We start from the raw sequence: 18,122 nt of genomic DNA, 5'->3' as shown, positions 1-18,122 counted from the left end.
ATCAACGCCTCGTCACCAGAACACCGCCGGCCAGCGCCGTCAGCACGATCAAACCCTGCACCAGTGTCTGGTACTCGAAAGGCAGGCCCGCAAAGAAAATCACATTGCCGATCATGCCGAGCACCAGCGCGCCGGCGATCGACCCTGTCGAGCTGCCGAAGCCGCCCGAAAGTGCGGTGCCGCCCAAAACCACGGCCGAAATGGAGGAGAGCGCCAGACTTGCGCCTAGCAGCGGGTCGCCCGAGGCGGTCTCCCCCGTCAGGCACAGCGCCGCCAGCGCCGAGAACAGGCCGGAGATCATGTAGGCGCCAATGCGGATGCCGGAGAGGCGCAGGCCCGTCTGGAAGGCGCCGGTGCGATTGCCGCCAACGGCCAACAGGTGCGTATGAAACGGAATACGCGACACGATGAGGGTGAAGGCGATGCCCCCAATCAGCACCCACAGCACGAAGGGCAAGCCGATGAAGCTGCCGGAATAGGTCTGCCAATAGGCTTCCGGCACCGGAAGTCCGGCCTGCGGCAAAACCCAGATCGCCAGCCCGGCGAAGATGATGCCGGTTGCGAAGGTGGTGACGATTGGCTGGAAGCGCAGGCCGGATATGAAGAGGCCATTGACCAGTCCGCAGAGCAGCCCGACAGCCGCACCCGCCGCCATGCCGGCGAAGACTGCGCCCGTCGTGCCGCCAAGTGCGGCGATGACGCTGACGGTGACGACATTGGCAAGCGCCACGATGCTGCCGACCGACAGATCGATATCTCCCGCCAGAATGACATAGGTCTGGCCGATGGCAACCAGGATCAGCGGCAGAAACGTCGTCAGGTTCGATTGCAGCACGGAGGGCTGAACAAAGGACGGTTGCAGGAACGTATTCACGGCGATGAGAAGCGCCAGAACGACGAGGGTGATGACCCATGGCTGCCTGCGCAAAAAACCGGAGGCGCTCATGCGGCATCTCCATAGGCGGCGCGGGTCATGTTTACGGATGTCATGTCGGCTCCGGTCAGCTCCGCAGAAATGCGTCCACCGTTGAACACAAGAATGCGGTCGGCATATTCGAGGATTTCCGCATCTTCAGAGGAATAAAGAAGAATGGTCGCGCCCGCGTCAGCCTGCTGCCGCATCAGGGCGAAGAGATCGGCCTTTGCCCCGAGATCGATGCCCTTGGTCGGGTCGTCGAGCAGCAGCAGTTTCGGTGCGGTGGCGAGCCAGCGGGAGATGAAGATTTTCTGCTGGTTGCCGCCCGAAAGCGTGCCTATCGGCATATCCAGACCGGCAAACTTCGTCTTCATGTCATCCGCGACCTTCTGCACCCGCGGCTTCAGTGTTGTGGGACGGACCAACCGCATCTTTTCGCGCACCATCAGCGCCGCGACGAGATTTTCGAAGATCGACCGACCCTGAAGGGACGCGTCACGGCCACGGTCGCCAGAGACATAGGCAAAGCCGCTATGAACCGCCTGCGAAGGTTTGCCGATGGTGATTTCATGGCCCTCAAACCGGATTTGTCCGGCTGCAAATGGGTTGGCACCGAAAAGACCCTTCAGCAAGGCCGACTGGCCCTGACCCTGCAGGCCGGCCAGACCGACGATTTCGCCCGGATAAGCTTCGAGAGTGACACCGCGAACGCCCTCACCCGCCACATCCGTAAGCTTCAGGCTCGGTGTAACAGCAGAACGCCCGTTCTGACGGGCAGGAGCGGCCCGAACATCGCCGACCATGTCATGCACGACGGCTTCGCGCGTGGTGGCTGCGGTATCGAGTTCGGAAATCGTCGCGCCGTTGCGCATCACTGTGATGCGGTCGCAGACGGCGAAAACCTCGTCGAGACGGTGGGAAATCATGATGGTGGAGACGCCGTCGGCCTTCTTGGCCCGGAGTATCTCGAAAAAGCGCTGGGACTGGCGGCCATCGAGCGCCGCCGTCGCCTCGTCCATGATCATCAGGCTGGCATTCTGGGCGAAGACCTTGAGGATTTCGACGAGCTGGCGCTGATCGGGCGGCAGGTTGCCGACAATCGCATCCGGCTCCAGCCCTTTGCCTGCAACCCCGTCAAACAGCGCAATCAACCTGGCTGCTTCGGCCTTCAGCGCCTTGCCGTCGACAAAGACGCCGCGTTTCGGCTCGCGCCCGAGGAAAATATTGTCGGCGACGGAAAGCTGCGGAATAAGGCTGAGTTCCTGATAAAACAACGCAATACCGGCATTTTCGGCGTCCCGCGGGCTTTTGAAGCGCACGTTTTCGCCGTTGAACCTGATGGTGCCGCTGGTTGGAGCCACCGCACCCGCAACGATCTTGCAGAGCGTGCTCTTGCCGCAGCCATTGGCGCCCAGCAATGCGTGAATTTCACCGCGACCAACTGTCAGCCTCCCGTCGGAAAGCGCGCGCACGGCGCCAAAATTCTTCGTTATGCCGGCCGCTTCCAGAGCGTTCGCCATCGCATGTCCCCGAATTGTGCTTGTCATTATGCTTCATCACTGGCGGACGCGGAAAAGAACCAGTGGTTCACACCTGAAACCCGCACTCGAATTGCGAAATTCGGGCTGGCAAAGGACCGCCAGCCCGAAGCCGGTCTTATTTAAAGAACTCGCCAGCCTGCTCCGGCGTCACTGTTGCCGTGACGGACCAGTAGCCCGGCTTGCCTTCGGCGGACTTGATGTTGTCCGCGAGGTTATCGTTGCTGACGAAGGGGATCGGAATATAGATGGCGTTACCATAGGTGCCGCCGAAAACACCGTCCTTGAATTCCTTGCCCTGCAACTTCAGGACAGCGACGTTGAGCGCGCTGGCCATGACGCCGGGAGGATTGACCGAAGCGCCTGAGTTGAACTTTTCCTTTTCCCAGCGGGTCATGAAGTCCTTGCGGATTTCACCGGTCGCTGCAATGTCCTTGGTCTTGCCGGCGGCTTCGATTGCGCGCCATGCGCCGTCTGCCATGCCGTCCTGCACCCAGACGCCGCTGATATCGGGATAGGTGGCAAGCAGGTTCTGCATGGCCTGCTGGCCCTGCGCCTGATCCCAGCTCGCATTGGCTTCGTTCAGCACCTTGATGTCAGGGTATTTCTTGAACACTTCGCGATAACCGGCGACGCGGGCTTCGTTGGCGGGGTTGCCGGCGATGCCGTTGATGGCGACGACGCTTCCCTTGCCCTTCAGCGCATCCGCAAGCCATTGCGCGGATTGCGCCGCCCATGCCTTCTGGTCGATGCCGACATAGAGCGCATCCTTCGAGGACACTTCGGCGTCGGTTGCGATGACGAGAATATTGCGCGCCTTGGCCTGCGCGAAGATCGGATCGAAGGCCGTCGGGCTGCCGGGATTGATGAGGATCGCATCAACGCCCTGGTTCATGAAATTGCGGATATGGCCGATCTGCCCCTGCACATCGACATTGCCGCTCTGAACGACGACTTCGACCTTGACGCCCTTTTCGCCCCATGCCTTTGCGGCAGCCTGAGCTTCCTCGATCATCTGCGTGCGCCATTCGCTGCCGACGAACGAGTTGGAAAGACCGATCTTGAAGCTCTGCTCCTGGGCGTACGCCGACGTGCCGGCCGCCAGCACCAAAGCGGCGGCAGCCATCAAATGTCTAAACATGAAATTTGCTCCTCCAAGCACGGTTTTTAACTAATGAAACCGTTTACATGAGCGAATGTAACCGTTTTCATAATCGAGTCAATCCCGAGCGCGATTTTTCTCGCGGCGTCTGGAAGGAAGGCAAAATCAATGCTGACAGTGTCGCAAAATACGCGCAAAAGAGTGCGATAACCCTTCAAAATGATCGAAGCCGGCGGCTTCAAAAATGTCTGCAGCCTCTTCGCCCGACCAGGTTTGAACGCCCCTGTGGACAACAGGGGAATTCCCGCCTCAAATCACCACACGATTCCAATCAGGAGAATGACCATGGAAATATTGCGCGCAGGAACCCGGGCATCCGCCAAGGGACCCGAGGACTGGTTCACCGGCACGGTCCGCATTGATCCGCTGTTCAATCCCTTCGATGCGGAGCGGGTTCAGGGTGCACAGGTCACCTTTGAGCCCGGCGCCCGTACCGCCTGGCACACCCATCCATTGGGCCAGACACTGATCGTCGTCTCCGGCTTTGGCCACGTGCAGCGCGAGGGTGGTCCGGTGGAAGAAATCCGTCCCGGCGATATCGTCTGGTTCGCACCCGGCGAAAGGCACTGGCACGGCGCGGCTCCCAATGTCGCCATGACCCATATCGCACTTCAGGAAGTCAAGGACGGCAAGGTGGTGGACTGGATGGAGAAGGTGACGGACGACCAATATGGCGGCTGACACCGCCATTCCGGGGGGACAGTTACCCGCCTGAAACAGGCACGTCCGCATCATCCGCCGAACGAAGGGCGGTGATGGCCAAACCCGGAAAGACCGAAATATTTCAGGCGCGCGATTTAAACTTTGACTTGTATCCGCATTGGGTGAAACCTTCATCTCATCGCGGATACAAGGTGGAGAATCGTGATCTTAGCGGGTGAAAGTTTTATCGCCTCCATCGGCGTCGATACGGTCGCAACCCAATGTCCGTGACATTCGACAGGCGTGATGTAATTGCAGGGTTGTCGATCGCCGGCCTGATGCTGCCGGAAGCGATCGCCTATTCGGGAATTGCCGGCGTTCCAGCCCAGCACGCCATTCTTGCGGCCATCATGGGCTGCATTGTTTATGCCGTTTTCGGCCAGAGCCGGTTTGCCGTCGTCTCGCCCACATCCTCTTCCGCAGCAATATTGGCCGCGATGCTCGCGACGCTTTCCGTCACGCCGGCGCAGAAGATGCTGCTTGTCGCCATTTCGGTCGCACTGGTGGGCATCCTGTTTCTCGTGGCGGCGGCCACGCGGCTCGGCGCGCTGTCGAGCGTGATTTCGCGCCCGGTGCTGCGCGGTTTTGCTTTCGGCCTCGCCATTCTGATCACGATCAAGCAACTGCCGAGCCTTTTTGGAATCAAGGAGCAAACGGGCGAACCGCTGGCAATCCTGTTGCAGATAGTCTCCCATCCGCGAGACTGGAGCCTCGAAAGCATCGCCGTCGGCCTCGCGGCGCTTGCCGTACTGCTGCTCCTGCGTAAACGCCCGATCCTTCCCGGCAGCCTTGTCGTGATCGTGGCGGGTATTGCCGTCTCGATGCTGCTTGATCTGCAAAGCCGCGGCGTCGCCATTGTAGGCACCATCGATCTTGCCGGAATATGGGCCGGCCCGCTTTCGGTATCGTTCGATGATGTCGCGCATGTCGCCCGCTTTGCGCCGCCGCTGGTGCTCATTCTCTTTGCGGAATCCTGGGGTACGATCCGCAGCTTTTCGCTGCGCCACGGTGAGAATGTCGATTCCAATCGCGAATTGCGGGCCTTCGGGCTTGCCAATATCGCCAGCGCCGTCGTGCAGGGAATGCCGGTCGGTGCCGGTTTTTCCGCCGGTGCGGCAAGCGAAGCGGTCGGGCCGCAGAGCCGCCTCGCCTCGGCTATCGCCGCAATCGGCCTTGCCATCTTCAGCCTGCTCGCTTCCGCCTGGTTCGCCTTCATTCCGCAGGCCGTGCTCGCCGCCATCATCGCCGTAGCCCTGCTGCACGCGCTTGATCCGACGCCGATCATCCGCCTGTGGCGGCTTGGCAACGATGCCTGGCTGGCACTTGCCGCCGCCGCCGGCGTGCTGGCATTCGGCGTTCTGAACGGAATGCTCGTTGCCGTCGCGCTTTCCTTCGCCGTCTTCGTCCGCCGGCTTTCCCTGCCGCATGTGATGCATCTCGGAAGGCTTGGCGACAGCCACGATTTCGTCGATATGGAACGCCATCCCGATGCGCAGGACATATCGGGCATGATTATCCTGCGGCCGGCGCAGCCACTCTTTTTCGGCAATGCCGAACCGATCCTTGCCGCCGTCACCAAACGCATCGCCGCGAGGCCGGAACTGCATGTCGCGATCATCAGCCTAGAGGAAAGTTTCGAACTGGATTCCACCGCGCTCGATGCGCTGCTGGAATTCGATGCAGCGATGCAGCACGGCGGCACCACGGTTTATTATGCCCGCGTGCACGACCATGTACGGGATCTGCTGCTCGCCGGCGGCGGGAGCGATCTGGTGGCGCGCAGCAGTTTCAGCGTCGATGATGCCGTAACCACGGCCATGGGTCGGGAGAACAACCATGCCACAGCCTCTTGAACCCCACCTCAGCCCGGTTGAAATCACCTCGCTCAGGCCGACGCAGATGACGGTTGGCCTTCGCGAGGTGGAAAACAAACGCAAACAATGGGCCGCCATCCGGGAGAAAAAAGGGCCAGATTTTCTCGGCCACCACATGGTGCCCGTCGTCATTGGCTATAAACAGCGTCTCTATCTGGTCGACCATCACCACCTTGCTCTGGCGTTACATGACGAGGGCGTGAAACATGTGCTGACCAGCATCGTGGCCGATCTTTCTCATCTCGGCAGGCAGGAATTCTGGTCGGTGATGGATCATCGCAACCTGGTTTATCCCTTCGATGTCGAAGGTGCGCGCCGCCCAGTCGACGAGCTGCCGAAGCAGATCACTGACCTTCAAGACGACCCTTTCCGCTCTCTGGCCGGCGCGGTTCGCGATGCCGGGGGTTTCGCCAAGATCGAAGCGCCTTTTACCGAATTTCTCTGGGCGGATTTTTTCCGCCGCCGGGTAAGCAGCAAAGACCTGCGGCATTCCTTCGATGAGACGATGGCCGAGGCAGTGGAACTGGCGCGTTCGCACGATGCACGACATCTTCCCGGCTGGTGCGGGAGAACCGAATGACAACCCTTCCCTCCCTTTTCAGGTGGATTGCAGCGGTCGTCATCGCACTTTTCGTGCTTGGAACAACCGGTCTTTCCGCACAGGAGCCGCCGCCGGTAAAAGCACCTTCCCCCGCACAAACGACGGAGCAGAAGGTCGACCAGTTGCTGCAACTTCTCGGGCAGGACGACGTTCGCGCCCTGCTTGCACAGAAACTTGCGACAACTGGCGCGGAGCCGCAGCCGCAGACGGCGTCACAAAGTCAGTTGAGCGATCTCGACCAATGGGCAAGCAAGCGGCGGGAGCATTTTGCCCGCATCATCGGCGACCTGCCCGTCATGTTCTCGCAGATCGCTTCCGCATGGCAAAGGCTTGGCGATGCGGTCCACGCCTACGGTCCCTTTATCTTTTTGCAGCATGTCCTGGTCCTGTTCGGGGCAGGCCTTGCGGGCGGCATTGTCACAAACCGTATCATCGTCATGCACGCATCCCGCAAAAACGGCGGGGATATCGGCAAATATGCCTCAGCCGTCGTCTCAGGGCGGCTTCTGCCCCTTTTCGGATACGGCCTTGTCGCAACCGCCATGTTCCTCAGCATCCAGTGGCCGCCCCTGCTGAGCGCCGTTCTGCTGCCCTGGCTCGTGATGAGCATTCTCCTGCCGGTGCTTTTTGCCGTTTCCGGCCTGTTGCGGCAGGTGATTGGCCGCGAAGCCAGCCCGCGGCGCGATTTCTGGATCGTCCGCTGGACATGGCTTGCAACGCTTGCCGGGTTTTTCTGGGCGTTGCTCAGGACACTCGAAAATCTGGGTGTCCCGCGCGATACGCTCGGTCTATTGTCCACCGGCATGGTCGGTTTCCTCTTTCTGCTCGCCAGCCTCTGGATATGGCGGCGGCCCGGCGGTGATCCGGGTTCTGAACGGACGCGGGCGATCGATGTCGCGCTGATCTTCTGCCTTATCATCCTCTTCGGATTGCGCCTTGCCGGCGCAGGCGTGCTGTTCTGGATCGGGTTTTATGCGCTGGTCCTGCCGGGCCTTGCCTCGACGCTCGGCATCGCCGCACGGAAACTCGCAACCGATATTGGCGGTTACGGCGAAAGCGACCTTCGCCCCGTTCTGGCCGAGCGCGGCGTGCGGCTCGCCATCGTGGGAGCGGCCATCGTATGGCTGATCTTCCTTGTCCGCGCCCATCCGGATTCCCTGCCCGACGGCGCGCTGCTCACCTCCATCGTCGTCGGTATCCTGCACGGCGCGCTCATCCTGCTGCTTGCCGATCTCATATGGATCGCCATCAAGTCGATGATCGCCCGGCGGCTGGAACTGAGCGCCCCTGCCGGCGACGCAATGAGCGGCCACTCCGGCGGCCAGCCGCAGGACGACCGGCTTTTGACCATTCTGCCGATCCTGCGCAACATGCTCGGCATTATTATCGCCGCAGTCGCCATCATGACGGCGCTTTCGGAACTCGGCGTCAATATCGGGCCGCTGCTGGCGAGCGCCGGCATTTTCGGCATCGCCATCGGTTTCGGCTCGCAGACGCTGGTGAAAGATATCATCAGTGGCGTGTTTTACATGATCGACGACGCCTTCCGCGTCGGCGAATATATTCAGAGCGGTTCTTATCGCGGCACGGTGGAATCCTTCAGCATCCGCTCGGTCAAACTGCGCCACCATCGTGGGCCCATCTTCACCGTGCCGTTCGGGTCGCTCGGCGCGGTCGAAAACATGAGCCGTGACTGGTCGATCGACAAATTCATGGTCACCGTCGCTTTCGATACCGATATCGCCAAGGTCAAGGCCATCACCAAGGAGATCGGCAAGGCGCTGAAAGAGGATCCGGAATTCGGGCCGTTCCTCATCGAGACCGTCAAGCTGAAGGGTGTCGAGCACTTTGGCGAATATGGCATGACGCTCGGCTTCGGCATGATGCTGCGCGCCGGCGGGCAATCCTCAGTGGTGCGGCGCAAGGCCTATTCGATGTTGAAGGATGCATTTGCTGAAAACGACATTCAGTTCGCCAGCATGACAGGCGCCTATCCCGCCGCCGCCCGGTCCGCGAGACCGCCGGAGCAGGAACAGGGTGGCGAAATGCAGCCGCCACCCGAAGAATAGAGTTCCCGCTCTCACGCTCTGGTGCACTTACCCCATGCGCTCTGACACATATTCCCCCGGCGAGGCGGGAAACACCACTGTCCTGTTGCCGTTCAGGAAGACCCGGTGGTGAATATGGGCGTGGATGGCGCGGGCAAGCACCTGGCTTTCAACATCGCGGCCAAGCGAGACGTAATCGAGACCGCTCTGGGCATGGGTCACGCGGATCGTATCCTGCTCGATGATCGGCCCCTCATCGAGATCGGCGGTGACGTAATGGGCAGTCGCGCCGATCAGCCGCACACCACGCTCATAGGCCTGCCTGTAAGGGTTGGCGCCCTTGAACGATGGCAGGAAGGAATGATGGATGTTGATGATGCGGCCCGACATTTCCTGACAGAGCCGGTCCGACAGTACCTGCATGTAACGCGCCAGAACCACGAGTTCAGCACCGGTATCCTGCACCACCTGCAGGATTTCCGCTTCAGCCTCCGGTTTCGTCTGCGGCGTGACGCGGATGTGGTGGAAGGGAATATCCTCGTTCACCACCTGCTTCTGGTAATCGAGATGATTGGAGATCACCGCAACGATCTTCACCGGCAGGGCACCGATGCGGGAGCGATACAAGAGATCGTTGAGGCAATGGCCAAAGCGCGACACCATGATCACCACCTTGGTTTTGCGGGAGAGATCATGGAAATCGTAGTCCATGTCGAAATCGGTAGCGACAGGAGCGAAGCCTTCAAAGAGGGCGTCACGCTCCAGCCCCTGTTCCGAGACGAAGCTCAGCCGCATGAAAAAACGGCCTGTCTCCTGATCGGTGAATTGCGAACTGTCGTTGATGTTGCAGCCGGACCGCGCGAGATATCCGGATACGGCGGCAACGATGCCGCTGCGCGCCGGGCACGAGACTTTCATGACATAGATGGTCAAAATCCTGCTCCCCCTTGATGGATCAGTACTCGGACAGTTTTGAAACCGTGGCGAGTTCAGGCGATTTCAGCGGCAAGTTCCCTGCAGCCGGTTTCAAGCAAATGGCCAAGATGCGGCACGAAACTGTTCCAGATATCCATCCGGAAACGGTCCTCCGCATCGCGCCACAGCACCACGGTCACGCCGTCGAAAATCGTCCTGCGTGCCTCGCCCACCGCAATCGTGTCGATATCGCGGGCGCAGCCGAGCGTCAGAAGTTCAGCGGCTCGCGGCCCCTCGATCAGCAGCGTCACTTCCCGACCGGAAATATCGACAAGGCTGTGCGGATGGCTGGCATAAACGCCGGCGCAGGCCGCAACCAACTCGCCGACTTCACTGGCAGGGGCAAGGATCGTCCATTCATCGGGACCAAGGCGGAGGGCCTGCCTTTCGCCGGCGGAGACGCGGGCGCCGATCCGCTCTGGCAGGGTGAGGCCAAGTGCTGCGCCGAGTGACGCGACATCACCACGCGCGCGCAGCGACAGCCGCGCCTGCACAGGCAGGATGCTGACCCGCGCCGCCTTGCTTTCGGCCAAGGTGCCGGAAATGGGGGAGGAAACATGCATGTTCATTGTCATCTCCGGATCAGATTTTCAGGCGGGTGTTTTCGGGATCGACAAACCCCATCCCGGTGATTTTCGCGGCAATGGTACGGTCCAGCATCGGGATATAGACGGTCTCGCCCATCCGCTCATGACCACCCTCGACCAGCGCCAGCGCAATCGGCTGACCGACCGCATCCGAATGATAGGAGGAGGTCACATGCCCCACCATCTTCATCGGAAGCGGCTGTTTCGGATCGAAGACGATCTGCGCCCCCTCTTCCAGCTTCGAACGGTCTTCGGTGAGAAGGCCAACGAGGTGTCGGCGGCCCTTGGCGACGAGATCGGGGCGGGCAAGACCGCGCTTGCCGACGAAATCTGGCTTTGCCTTTCCCACGGCCCAGCCCATCGCCGCATCATAGGGCGTCACGGTGCCGTCGGTATCCTGTCCGACGATGATGTAACCCTTTTCGGCGCGCAGAACATGCATGGTTTCAGTGCCATAAGCGGTGATGCCATATTGCTGGCCGGCCTCCCACAGGATTTCCCAGAGCTTGCGGCCAAGCGGGGCCGGCACATTGACCTCAAAGCCGATCTCGCCGGTGAAGCTGACCCGGAACAGCCGCGCCGGCATGCCGGCGACCGTGCATTCCACGCAGGACATATGCGGGAAAGCCTCTTCCGTCAGTTCGATACCTTCCACCAGCGGCGCGAGCAGCTTTGCCGCATTCGGGCCGTTCAGTGCGATGGTGGACCATTGTTCTGTCGTCGAGGTCAGCCAGACATTGAGATCGGGCCACTCCGTCTGGAGGTAATCCTCCATCATGTTCAGCACCCGGGCGGCACCGCCTGTCGTGGTGGTGACGTGGAAACGATCTTCGGTCATGCGACCGATGACGCCGTCATCACGGATGAAGCCGTCATCGCCAAGCAGCAGGCCGTAACGGCAACGGCCGGGGGCGAGCTTCGACCACGGATTGGTATACATGCGGTTCATGAACTCGACCGCATCAGGACCGACCACTTCGATCTTGCCGAGTGTCGAAGCATCGAAAATGCCCACGCTCTGACGCACCGCCCGGCATTCGCGGCCGACCGCCGCGTCCATATCTTCGCCCGGTTTGGGGAAATACCAGGCGCGACGCCATTGCCCGACCGGCTCGTAAACCGCGCCATGCGCCTCAGCCCAGCCATCGATCTGCGTCTTGCGCGTTACTTCAAAATGCGCGCCACGGTGATAACCGGCGAAGGCTCCGAAGGTCGTTGGCGTATAGGGCGGGCGGAAGGTGGTCAGCCCCACCTGCGGCTGGGGTTTGCCAAGCGCTTCCGCCGCAATGTTCAGGCCGTTAATGTTCGACATCTTGCCCTGATCGGTCGCCATGCCGTTGGTGGTGTAGCGCTTGACATGCTCGATGGAGCGCATGCCTTCGCGCACGGCAAGTCGCAGATCCTTGGCGGTCACATCGTTCTGGTAATCGACGAAGGCCTTGGCCTTCCCGGCATCGCGGTCGCTCGGCAGTTCCGTGTGCGACACACCATTGCCAGTGCGGTCATGTTCCACCGCATGGCTGGAAGCATTGGCGGCCTTGCCGAGCGCTTCGGCGACTTCACGCCCCCGCTCCGCGCCGTCCTTCAGCGCCGCCTCGATGCCCCACAGTCCGCGGCCGGCCCCGGCAATCACGCAATCCTCATTGGTGAGGGCAGGCAGGAAGGTGGTCCGCTCGTCATCCCAGGCGAGCTTGCCCTGCGTATGGGAAAACAGATGCAGCGACGGCGTCCAGCCGCCGGACATCAGCACCGCATCACAGGTGATCTCCTGTCCCGCGCCGACCGAGGAGCCCTTGACCGGGTTGACTCGGACCGACTTGACCCGCAGCCGCCCGGAGGTCGCCGTCACTGTATGTGATAGCTTCACCGGAATGCCGAGCGCGCGCGCCTCGTTGACAAGCTCTTCACGCACCGTCGCGCGGGTATCGATAATGGCCTGAACACGTGCACCCGCGCCGTGAAGATCGAAGGCCGCATACCAGGCGCTGTCATGGCTTGTCACCACCACCGGGCTTTTACCGACCTTGACGCCATAGCGGTTGAGATAGGTCTGGGCGGCGCCCGCCAGCATCACGCCCGGACGGTCGTTGCCGTGGAAGACCAGCGGCTTTTCCAGCGCGCCCTGCGCCAGCACCACCTGACGTGCCCTGACCCGCCACAGGCGCTCGCGCGGCGTATCCTTCGGCACGGTTTCGAGATGATCAGTCAGCTTTTCGCAGAGACCGATCATGTTCTGGTGGTAATAGGCAATGGCCGTCGTGCGGGTCATGATCCTGACTCCGCGCTCCTTCAGCGCCTTCAATTCATCCGCCAGCCAGGTCCAGGCGGGCTTGCCGTCGATATTCGCCTGCGGTTCTGACAAAAGCGTGCCGCCGGCTTCTGCATTTTCATCGACCAGCACAACCTTAAGGCCATCGACCGCCGCCGCCCGCGCCGCAGCGAGGCCGGCAGGACCGGCACCGACGATCAGCACGTCGCAATGCAGGTTGCGCGAGGCATAGGTGTCCGGGTCTTCCTCCGTCGGCGAAACGCCGAGACCAGCCGCCGCGCGGATGAAGGGTTCATAGACCCTGTTCCAGAAGCTCTTCGGCCACATGAAGGTCTTGTAGTAGAAGCCCGCCGAAAACAGCATATAGGCCATGTCGTTGACCGCGCCGATATCGAATTTCAGGCTCGGATATTTGTTCTGGGAGGTGGTTTGCAGCCCGTTCCAGATTTCCTGCACGGTGGCGCGGGTGTTCGGCTCGAACTGACCGGTGCCACGGCGGGTGCCGATCAGCGCATTCGGCTCCTCGGAACCCGCCGCCACCGGGCCGCGCGGGCGGTGGTATTTGAACGAGCGGCCCATAAGATGCACGCCATTGGCCAGAAGTGCCGAGGCGACCGTATCGCCCTTCACGCCGCGATAGGTCTTGCCGTCAAAGGTAAAGCTTACCGAGCGGGCGGCATCCACACGGCCACGGCCGGAAACGCGATAGGAATTCATTTCGACACCTCGGAACTGGTTGCTGCGCGGGTCAGGGAAGAAAGCTCCGGACGCGGCTCGCCCGCCCGATAGGTCGTGAGGAACCGGTCGCTGACCGTGTCGCGCACGGCGTTGAAGAAGCGCCCGCAGCCATGCAGGTGCCGCCAGCGCTCGAAATGCGGACCTTTCACGTTTTCGCGGATGAACAGGAATTCTTCCCACTGTTCATCCGTCTGCGACGAGGGATCGGCGGCACGGACAACATGGGCCTGTCCGGCATAGGTGAATTCGGCTTCAGGCAATGTTTCGTTGCAATAGGGGCAGCGGATCAAAAGCATGGTCTTGTCCTCGGAGCATTTCCAGTAAAAGTGCGAAGCGGTTTTACGTCCGGAAAATGCGTGAAATTAATGCGCCACGGCGGCGGCGGCGGCCTCGTCGATCAGGCGGCCGGAACGGAAACGTTCCAGCGTAAACGGCGCGTTGATCGGGTGCGGTTCGTTTTTGGCGATAGTCCAGGCAAAGGTGTGGGCAGCGCCCGGCGTCGCCTTGAAACCGCCCGTGCCCCAACCGCAATTGACGTAAAGCCCTGCGACCGGCGTCTTGCCGAGAATGGCCGAACGATCCGGCGTGACATCGACGATGCCACCCCATTTGCGCAACATCCGCATGCGGTTGAAGATCGGGAAGATTTCGACGATCGCCGCAATCGTATGTTCGATCAGCGGCAGGCCACCGCGCTGCGAATAGGAGGTGTACTGGTCCGTACCCGAACCGATCACCAGCTCGCCCTTGTCGGACTGGCTGATATAGGCATGAACCGCGTTGGACATGACTACGCAGGGGAAAATCGGCTTGATCGGCTCCGACACCAGCGCCTGCAGCGGATAGCTTTCCAGCGGCAGGCGAACGCCTGCGGTATCCATGACGACGGATGTGTGGCCGGCGGCGGAAACCGCAACCTTTTTCGCCTTGATGAAGCCTCGCGCCGTCTCGACACCGGCGACGGAACCATCGGCATTGCGGCGAATAGCGGTAACAGGGCAGTTCTGGATGATATCGACACCGCGGGCGGCGGCACCGCGCGCATACCCCCAGGCGACCGCATCATGGCGCGCCGTGCCGGCCCGTTCCTGCAACGCACCACCCATGACCGGATAACGGGCATTGGGGGAAATGCTGAGCGGCGGGCAATATTCCTTGCATTCCTCAGTCGTGAGCCAGCGATTGTCGACGCCGTTCAAGCGGTTGGAATGGATATGGCGCTTGAAACTCTGCACGTCGTGAACGTTATGGGCGAGCATCAGCACGCCGCGCTTTGAATACATGACGTTGTAGTTCAGTTCCTGGCTCAAGTTCTCCCACAGGTCGACGGCGTGATCGTAAAGACGGGCGCTTTCATCATAGAGATAGTTGGAGCGGATGATGGTCGTGTTGCGGCCGGTATTGCCGCCGCCGAGCCAGCCCTTGTCGATAACGGCGACATTGGTGATGCCGTGTTGGCTGGCGAGATAATAGGCAGCCCCCAGACCATGGCCGCCGGCGCCGACGATGACCACGTCATATTCGGCCTTCGGCTGGCTGTCGGGCCATTGCTCATCCCAGTTCTTATGGCCGGTCAGGGCGTTCTTCAAAAGATTGAAAGCATTAAAACGCGTCATGAGCGGACCCGATGGTTGGAAAATCTCGTGTCGCAAAAGCTATGAAGATTTGCGTTGCGACGGCTGGACAATCGCGTCTCTTTGCATGAATATTTGCGCCATGACCTCTCACCGCGCCAAGAAACGCCTCAGCGTCGCTTTCCTGCTTGCCGATCGATTCACGCTGTCGGCCTTTGCGAATTTCGTCGATGTGCTGCGCCTTGCCGCCGACGAGGCCGACCGCTCGCGGCCAATTCTCTGCGAATGGTCGGTGCTGTCGGCGACCATGGGCAGCGTTCAATCGAGCTGCGGTGTGAAGGTGCAGCCCGATACGCGGCTGATCGACGCCGGGCATTACGACTATATCGTCGTTGCCGGTGGGTTGATCAGCGATCACAGCGCCCTGCCGCCGGAAGCGCTGCGGTTCCTCAAACAGCGTGCGGCGACCGGCACTCCCATTATCGGGCTCTGCACCGGCGTTTTCATTCTGCACGAGGCGGGTCTGCTCGATGGTTATCGCTGCTGTGTGAGCTGGTTCCACCATCAGGATTTTCTCGACCGTTTCGACACGGTGCAGATGGTCTCCGACCAGATTTTCGTCATCGACCGCGACCGGCTGACCTGTTCGGGCGGCCACGGCTCCGCGCATCTGGCGGCCTTCCTGGTGGAGCGTCATGTCGGTCAGTCCGCCGCCATCAAGAGCCTCAACATCATGATGATCGACAGCGCGTTGAGCGGCGAAAAACCCCAACCCGGCCAGCAGAGCGCACGCAGAGCCACGGACCCGCTGGTCAAAAAGGCGATCCTGCGCATGCAGCAGAATATTGAAGTGCCGAGAACCGTGCTTGAACTTGCCCGCGACCTTGGCCTCGGTCGCCGCAGCCTCGAACGGCGTTTTCTCAGCGACCTGAAGGCAACGCCATCAAAGGTCTATCTCGAACTGCGGCTGGACCGCGCCCTGTCCCTGCTTCGCAAGACCGAAGACACGGTCACCCAGATCGCGCTTGCCACCGGGTTTTGCGACGCGCCGCATCTTTCTCGCACCTTGCGGGCCGAGCGCGGTTTCAGCCCCAGTGAATATCGCAAGACGCAGATCGGCCACATAGCGACGGATGAGGAATTCGCCGTCGGCGTGCTGCTGCCGCAATCCTGAAGATATTCCAACCGCCGGAGCTTCAACCAGCAGGCTGATCCGGCTGGCCGGTCTCGACCCGTACCGATATGGCGTCATGGCGCCAATATTCGAGATCACAATCGATGATGCGGCCATGCTGGTCCTGATTGACGCGCGTGATTTTCAGGCCGTAAGCCCCTTCGCTGCAACCGAGATGATGAGCCGGATATCCCCGCAACGCGACCGGATTAATTTCGAAATAGGCCGGACCATAGGTGACGGCGTAACTGTCCTGGTAAATCGTAGTCAGTGACTTGGTGAGGTCGTGCTGCACGATATCGGGGAAAATCTCCATGGAAAGATAGTGCTCGACAAAAAGCACCAGCCGTCCGTCGATGCTGCGCTTTCTGCGGATGCGCCAGAACGGCGTTCCCGGCGCACAGCGCATGAGGGGCGCAAGCTCCTCGGGCAGCGCTGTGGCCTCCGCTTCCACCAGAAGGGTTTCGGCAGAGCGTCCCTGTTCGGCGGCCATGCGATGGAAGTGGGAGCGGTGCAGCGGGCTGTAGACAAGGCGTGGTCCGGAAACGAACCAGCCGCGCCGGCTTTCGCGAAAGATCAGCCCGTCGATCTCGAGATGGAAAAGCGCCTCGCGCAGGGTGATGCGCGTGGTGGCATATTTCGCAATCAATTGCCGCTCGGAAAAAAGCCGACCATCCTTCACCACCTCGCCTGCAGCAATGGCCCGGCGCAATTGCCGCTCCAGCCCGCCGCGCCGGCCAGCTTCGATATCGCGGTTGCTGCCTATCGTTTCTCTGGCTGGCATCGCCGCCCTCATTCCATGGCCGTCAAAAAATAACGGGCGCGTTATGTCCGCGCCGAAAACGTCATTGGCCTGTCATAGCGAACCGATAATGAGCATGCAACTGGTCTAGACCAAGGAGCAAGCCCCGTGAAAAATTCCATTCTCTCCCTCTCCCTTCTCACCGTTTTTTCCCTTCCCCTCACCGCTCAGGCGCAGGACGTTCCGGCCCTCGAAGCGGCCGCCCGCAAAGAAGGCGCCATCTACAGCGTCGGCATGCCGGACGGCTGGGCGAACTGGAAGGACACCTGGAACCAGCTGACCGAAAAATACGGCCTGAAACACGCCGATACGGACATGAGCAGCGGCGAGGAGATCGCCAAGTTCGCCAATGAAGGCGCCAATGCGACGGCAGATATCGGCGATGTCGGTCTCGAATTCGGCCCGATTGCTGTCGCCCGCGGTGTCACCCAGCCTTACAAGACCACGACCTGGGACCAGATCCCCGACTGGGCCAAGGACAAGGACGGCCATTGGGTCATCGGTTACACCGGTACCATCGCCTTCCTGATCTCCGCCGATGTCAAGAACCCACCCGCGTCCTGGGCCGATCTGCTGAAGGGCGACTACAAGGTCTCGCTCGGCAATGTCGGTTCCGGCGCACAGGACAACGCCGCCGTATTGGCCGCCGCCATCGCCATGGGCGGCGGTGAGGAAAACCTCCAGCCGGGCGTCGATCTCTTCGCCAAGCTTGCGGAAAAAGGCCGCCTGCTGGCCAATGGTGCAAACCCCGCCACGATGGAAAAGGGCGAAATACAGGTCGCGCCGATGTGGGACTTCAACGCCCTCAACTACCGCGACGTGGTTGGCCGCGAGAAGTTCAAGGTCGTCATTCCTTCTGATGGTTCGGTGACCAGCGGTTACGCCACCATCATCAACAAATTCTCCAAGCAACCCAACGCCGCCAAGCTGGCACGCGAATATATCCTCAGCGATGCCGGCCAGATCAACCTGGCCAATGGTTACGCCCGTCCGATCCGCGTTGACCGCATCACTCTGCCGGCCGAGGCGAAGGAACGCCTGCTGCCGTCGGAACAATATGCCAAGGCCCGCCCGATCAATGCCGCCGTCTGGACCCAGGCCGCCGGCAAGCTGGTCAACCTCTGGCGCGCCAGCGTCGCCCCGAAGATGTAATCAGGCAACG

At 61.0% G+C, this 18,122-nt stretch carries 15 protein-coding genes; 6 read left to right on the top strand and 9 right to left on the bottom strand.

Translation table 11 applies throughout. The annotated features are described in order from the left end of the window. Nucleotide 1 precedes the first annotated feature (1 nt). The 3 genes from CFBP6623_RS22550 to CFBP6623_RS22540 form a co-directional block, all read right to left on the bottom strand. A complete protein-coding gene (locus tag CFBP6623_RS22550; protein ID WP_046800969.1) occupies nucleotides 2-946 on the bottom strand; it encodes an ABC transporter permease in 945 nt (314 codons plus the stop codon). Then, a complete protein-coding gene (locus tag CFBP6623_RS22545; RefSeq protein WP_080842926.1) occupies nucleotides 943-2,436 on the bottom strand; it encodes a sugar ABC transporter ATP-binding protein in 1,494 nt (497 codons plus the stop codon). Before CFBP6623_RS22545 ends, CFBP6623_RS22550 begins: the two co-directional genes overlap by 4 nt. Nucleotides 2,437-2,572: 136 nt before the next feature. After that, the gene (locus tag CFBP6623_RS22540) at nucleotides 2,573-3,595 is read right to left on the bottom strand and encodes a substrate-binding domain-containing protein (RefSeq protein ID WP_046800971.1); all 1,023 of its coding nucleotides are present in this window, start codon (nucleotides 3,593-3,595) and stop codon (nucleotides 2,573-2,575) included. Between the two features lie 306 nt (nucleotides 3,596-3,901). Here CFBP6623_RS22540 and CFBP6623_RS22535 point away from each other — a divergent pair, with 306 nt between their 5' ends. The 4 genes from CFBP6623_RS22535 (at nucleotide 3,902) to CFBP6623_RS22520 (ending at nucleotide 8,862) form a co-directional block, all read left to right on the top strand. Beyond that, entirely contained in the window at nucleotides 3,902-4,297 is a 396-nt protein-coding gene (locus tag CFBP6623_RS22535) for a (R)-mandelonitrile lyase (RefSeq protein WP_046800973.1), read from the top strand. A 242-nt stretch (nucleotides 4,298-4,539) separates the two neighbouring features. After that, on the top strand, nucleotides 4,540-6,171 hold the full coding sequence (locus tag CFBP6623_RS22530; RefSeq protein ID WP_046800974.1) for a SulP family inorganic anion transporter: 1,632 nt from the start codon (nucleotides 4,540-4,542) through the stop codon (nucleotides 6,169-6,171). Next, nucleotides 6,155-6,772: a ParB-like protein gene (locus tag CFBP6623_RS22525; protein WP_046800975.1), complete on the top strand. Its 618-nt coding sequence runs from the start codon at nucleotides 6,155-6,157 to the stop codon at nucleotides 6,770-6,772. Before CFBP6623_RS22530 ends, CFBP6623_RS22525 begins: the two co-directional genes overlap by 17 nt. Next, entirely contained in the window at nucleotides 6,769-8,862 is a 2,094-nt protein-coding gene (locus CFBP6623_RS22520) for a mechanosensitive ion channel domain-containing protein (RefSeq protein ID WP_046800976.1), read from the top strand. The genes CFBP6623_RS22525 and CFBP6623_RS22520 overlap by 4 nt, the downstream gene beginning before the upstream one ends. 27 nt (nucleotides 8,863-8,889) lie before the next feature. Here the strand turns inward: CFBP6623_RS22520 and purU are convergent, their stop codons facing one another. The 5 genes from purU to CFBP6623_RS22495 all read right to left on the bottom strand — a co-directional run bounded on the left by purU (nucleotide 8,890) and on the right by CFBP6623_RS22495 (nucleotide 15,026). Then, nucleotides 8,890-9,774, bottom strand: a complete 885-nt coding sequence (gene purU / locus CFBP6623_RS22515) for a formyltetrahydrofolate deformylase (RefSeq protein ID WP_137002577.1) — start codon at nucleotides 9,772-9,774, stop codon at nucleotides 8,890-8,892. A gap of 56 nt (nucleotides 9,775-9,830) precedes the next feature. Further along, nucleotides 9,831-10,385, bottom strand: coding sequence for a sarcosine oxidase subunit gamma family protein (soxG, locus tag CFBP6623_RS22510; protein ID WP_046800977.1), 555 nt, complete (start codon nucleotides 10,383-10,385; stop codon nucleotides 9,831-9,833). 13 nt (nucleotides 10,386-10,398) lie between these two features. Beyond that, complete coding sequence (locus CFBP6623_RS22505) at nucleotides 10,399-13,389, bottom strand: sarcosine oxidase subunit alpha (protein WP_046800978.1); 2,991 nt, start codon at nucleotides 13,387-13,389, stop codon at nucleotides 10,399-10,401. After that, entirely contained in the window at nucleotides 13,386-13,706 is a 321-nt protein-coding gene (locus CFBP6623_RS22500) for a sarcosine oxidase subunit delta (protein ID WP_046800979.1), read from the bottom strand. The genes CFBP6623_RS22505 and CFBP6623_RS22500 overlap by 4 nt, the downstream gene beginning before the upstream one ends. A gap of 66 nt (nucleotides 13,707-13,772) precedes the next feature. Then, nucleotides 13,773-15,026 carry a sarcosine oxidase subunit beta family protein gene (locus CFBP6623_RS22495; RefSeq protein ID WP_046800980.1) on the bottom strand — a complete coding sequence of 418 codons (1,254 nt, stop codon included), beginning with the start codon at nucleotides 15,024-15,026 and terminating at the stop codon, nucleotides 13,773-13,775. Between the two features lie 85 nt (nucleotides 15,027-15,111). Here CFBP6623_RS22495 and CFBP6623_RS22490 point away from each other — a divergent pair, with 85 nt between their 5' ends. Beyond that, a complete protein-coding gene (locus CFBP6623_RS22490) occupies nucleotides 15,112-16,158 on the top strand; it encodes a GlxA family transcriptional regulator (RefSeq protein WP_046800981.1) in 1,047 nt (348 codons plus the stop codon). Between the two features lie 22 nt (nucleotides 16,159-16,180). Here CFBP6623_RS22490 and CFBP6623_RS22485 read toward each other — a convergent pair whose 3' ends face one another. After that, nucleotides 16,181-16,942 (bottom strand): UTRA domain-containing protein, encoded by a 762-nt coding sequence (locus tag CFBP6623_RS22485; RefSeq protein ID WP_052760250.1) that lies wholly within the window; start codon nucleotides 16,940-16,942, stop codon nucleotides 16,181-16,183. A 126-nt stretch (nucleotides 16,943-17,068) separates the two neighbouring features. Here CFBP6623_RS22485 and CFBP6623_RS22480 point away from each other — a divergent pair, with 126 nt between their 5' ends. Beyond that, nucleotides 17,069-18,112 (top strand): ABC transporter substrate-binding protein, encoded by a 1,044-nt coding sequence (locus CFBP6623_RS22480; RefSeq protein WP_046800982.1) that lies wholly within the window; start codon nucleotides 17,069-17,071, stop codon nucleotides 18,110-18,112. The last annotated feature ends 10 nt before the right edge of the window (nucleotides 18,113-18,122 follow it).

Origin of the sequence: Agrobacterium tumefaciens (assembly GCF_005221385.1) — a bacterium.
Lineage (GTDB): Bacteria > Pseudomonadota > Alphaproteobacteria > Rhizobiales > Rhizobiaceae > Agrobacterium > Agrobacterium tomkonis.
The sequence above is the reverse complement of the archived record's forward strand: the minus strand, read 5'-3'. Positions and strand labels throughout refer to the sequence as shown.

What these genes read in the sequence shown, in the direction of transcription:
- CFBP6623_RS22550 (WP_046800969.1), bottom strand. Translation starts at nt 946, where the DNA reads ATGAGCGCCTCCGGTTTTTTGCGCAGGCAGCCATGGGTCATCACCCTC.
- CFBP6623_RS22545 (WP_080842926.1), bottom strand. Translation starts at nt 2,436, where the DNA reads ATGGCGAACGCTCTGGAAGCGGCCGGCATAACGAAGAATTTTGGCGCC.
- CFBP6623_RS22540 (WP_046800971.1), bottom strand. Translation starts at nt 3,595, where the DNA reads ATGTTTAGACATTTGATGGCTGCCGCCGCTTTGGTGCTGGCGGCCGGC.
- CFBP6623_RS22535 (WP_046800973.1), top strand. Translation starts at nt 3,902, where the DNA reads ATGGAAATATTGCGCGCAGGAACCCGGGCATCCGCCAAGGGACCCGAG.
- CFBP6623_RS22530 (WP_046800974.1), top strand. Translation starts at nt 4,540, where the DNA reads ATGTCCGTGACATTCGACAGGCGTGATGTAATTGCAGGGTTGTCGATC.
- CFBP6623_RS22525 (WP_046800975.1), top strand. Translation starts at nt 6,155, where the DNA reads ATGCCACAGCCTCTTGAACCCCACCTCAGCCCGGTTGAAATCACCTCG.
- CFBP6623_RS22520 (WP_046800976.1), top strand. Translation starts at nt 6,769, where the DNA reads ATGACAACCCTTCCCTCCCTTTTCAGGTGGATTGCAGCGGTCGTCATC.
- soxG (WP_046800977.1), bottom strand. Translation starts at nt 10,385, where the DNA reads ATGAACATGCATGTTTCCTCCCCCATTTCCGGCACCTTGGCCGAAAGC.
- CFBP6623_RS22505 (WP_046800978.1), bottom strand. Translation starts at nt 13,389, where the DNA reads ATGAATTCCTATCGCGTTTCCGGCCGTGGCCGTGTGGATGCCGCCCGC.
- CFBP6623_RS22500 (WP_046800979.1), bottom strand. Translation starts at nt 13,706, where the DNA reads ATGCTTTTGATCCGCTGCCCCTATTGCAACGAAACATTGCCTGAAGCC.
- CFBP6623_RS22495 (WP_046800980.1), bottom strand. Translation starts at nt 15,026, where the DNA reads ATGACGCGTTTTAATGCTTTCAATCTTTTGAAGAACGCCCTGACCGGC.
- CFBP6623_RS22490 (WP_046800981.1), top strand. Translation starts at nt 15,112, where the DNA reads ATGAATATTTGCGCCATGACCTCTCACCGCGCCAAGAAACGCCTCAGC.
- CFBP6623_RS22485 (WP_052760250.1), bottom strand. Translation starts at nt 16,942, where the DNA reads ATGCCAGCCAGAGAAACGATAGGCAGCAACCGCGATATCGAAGCTGGC.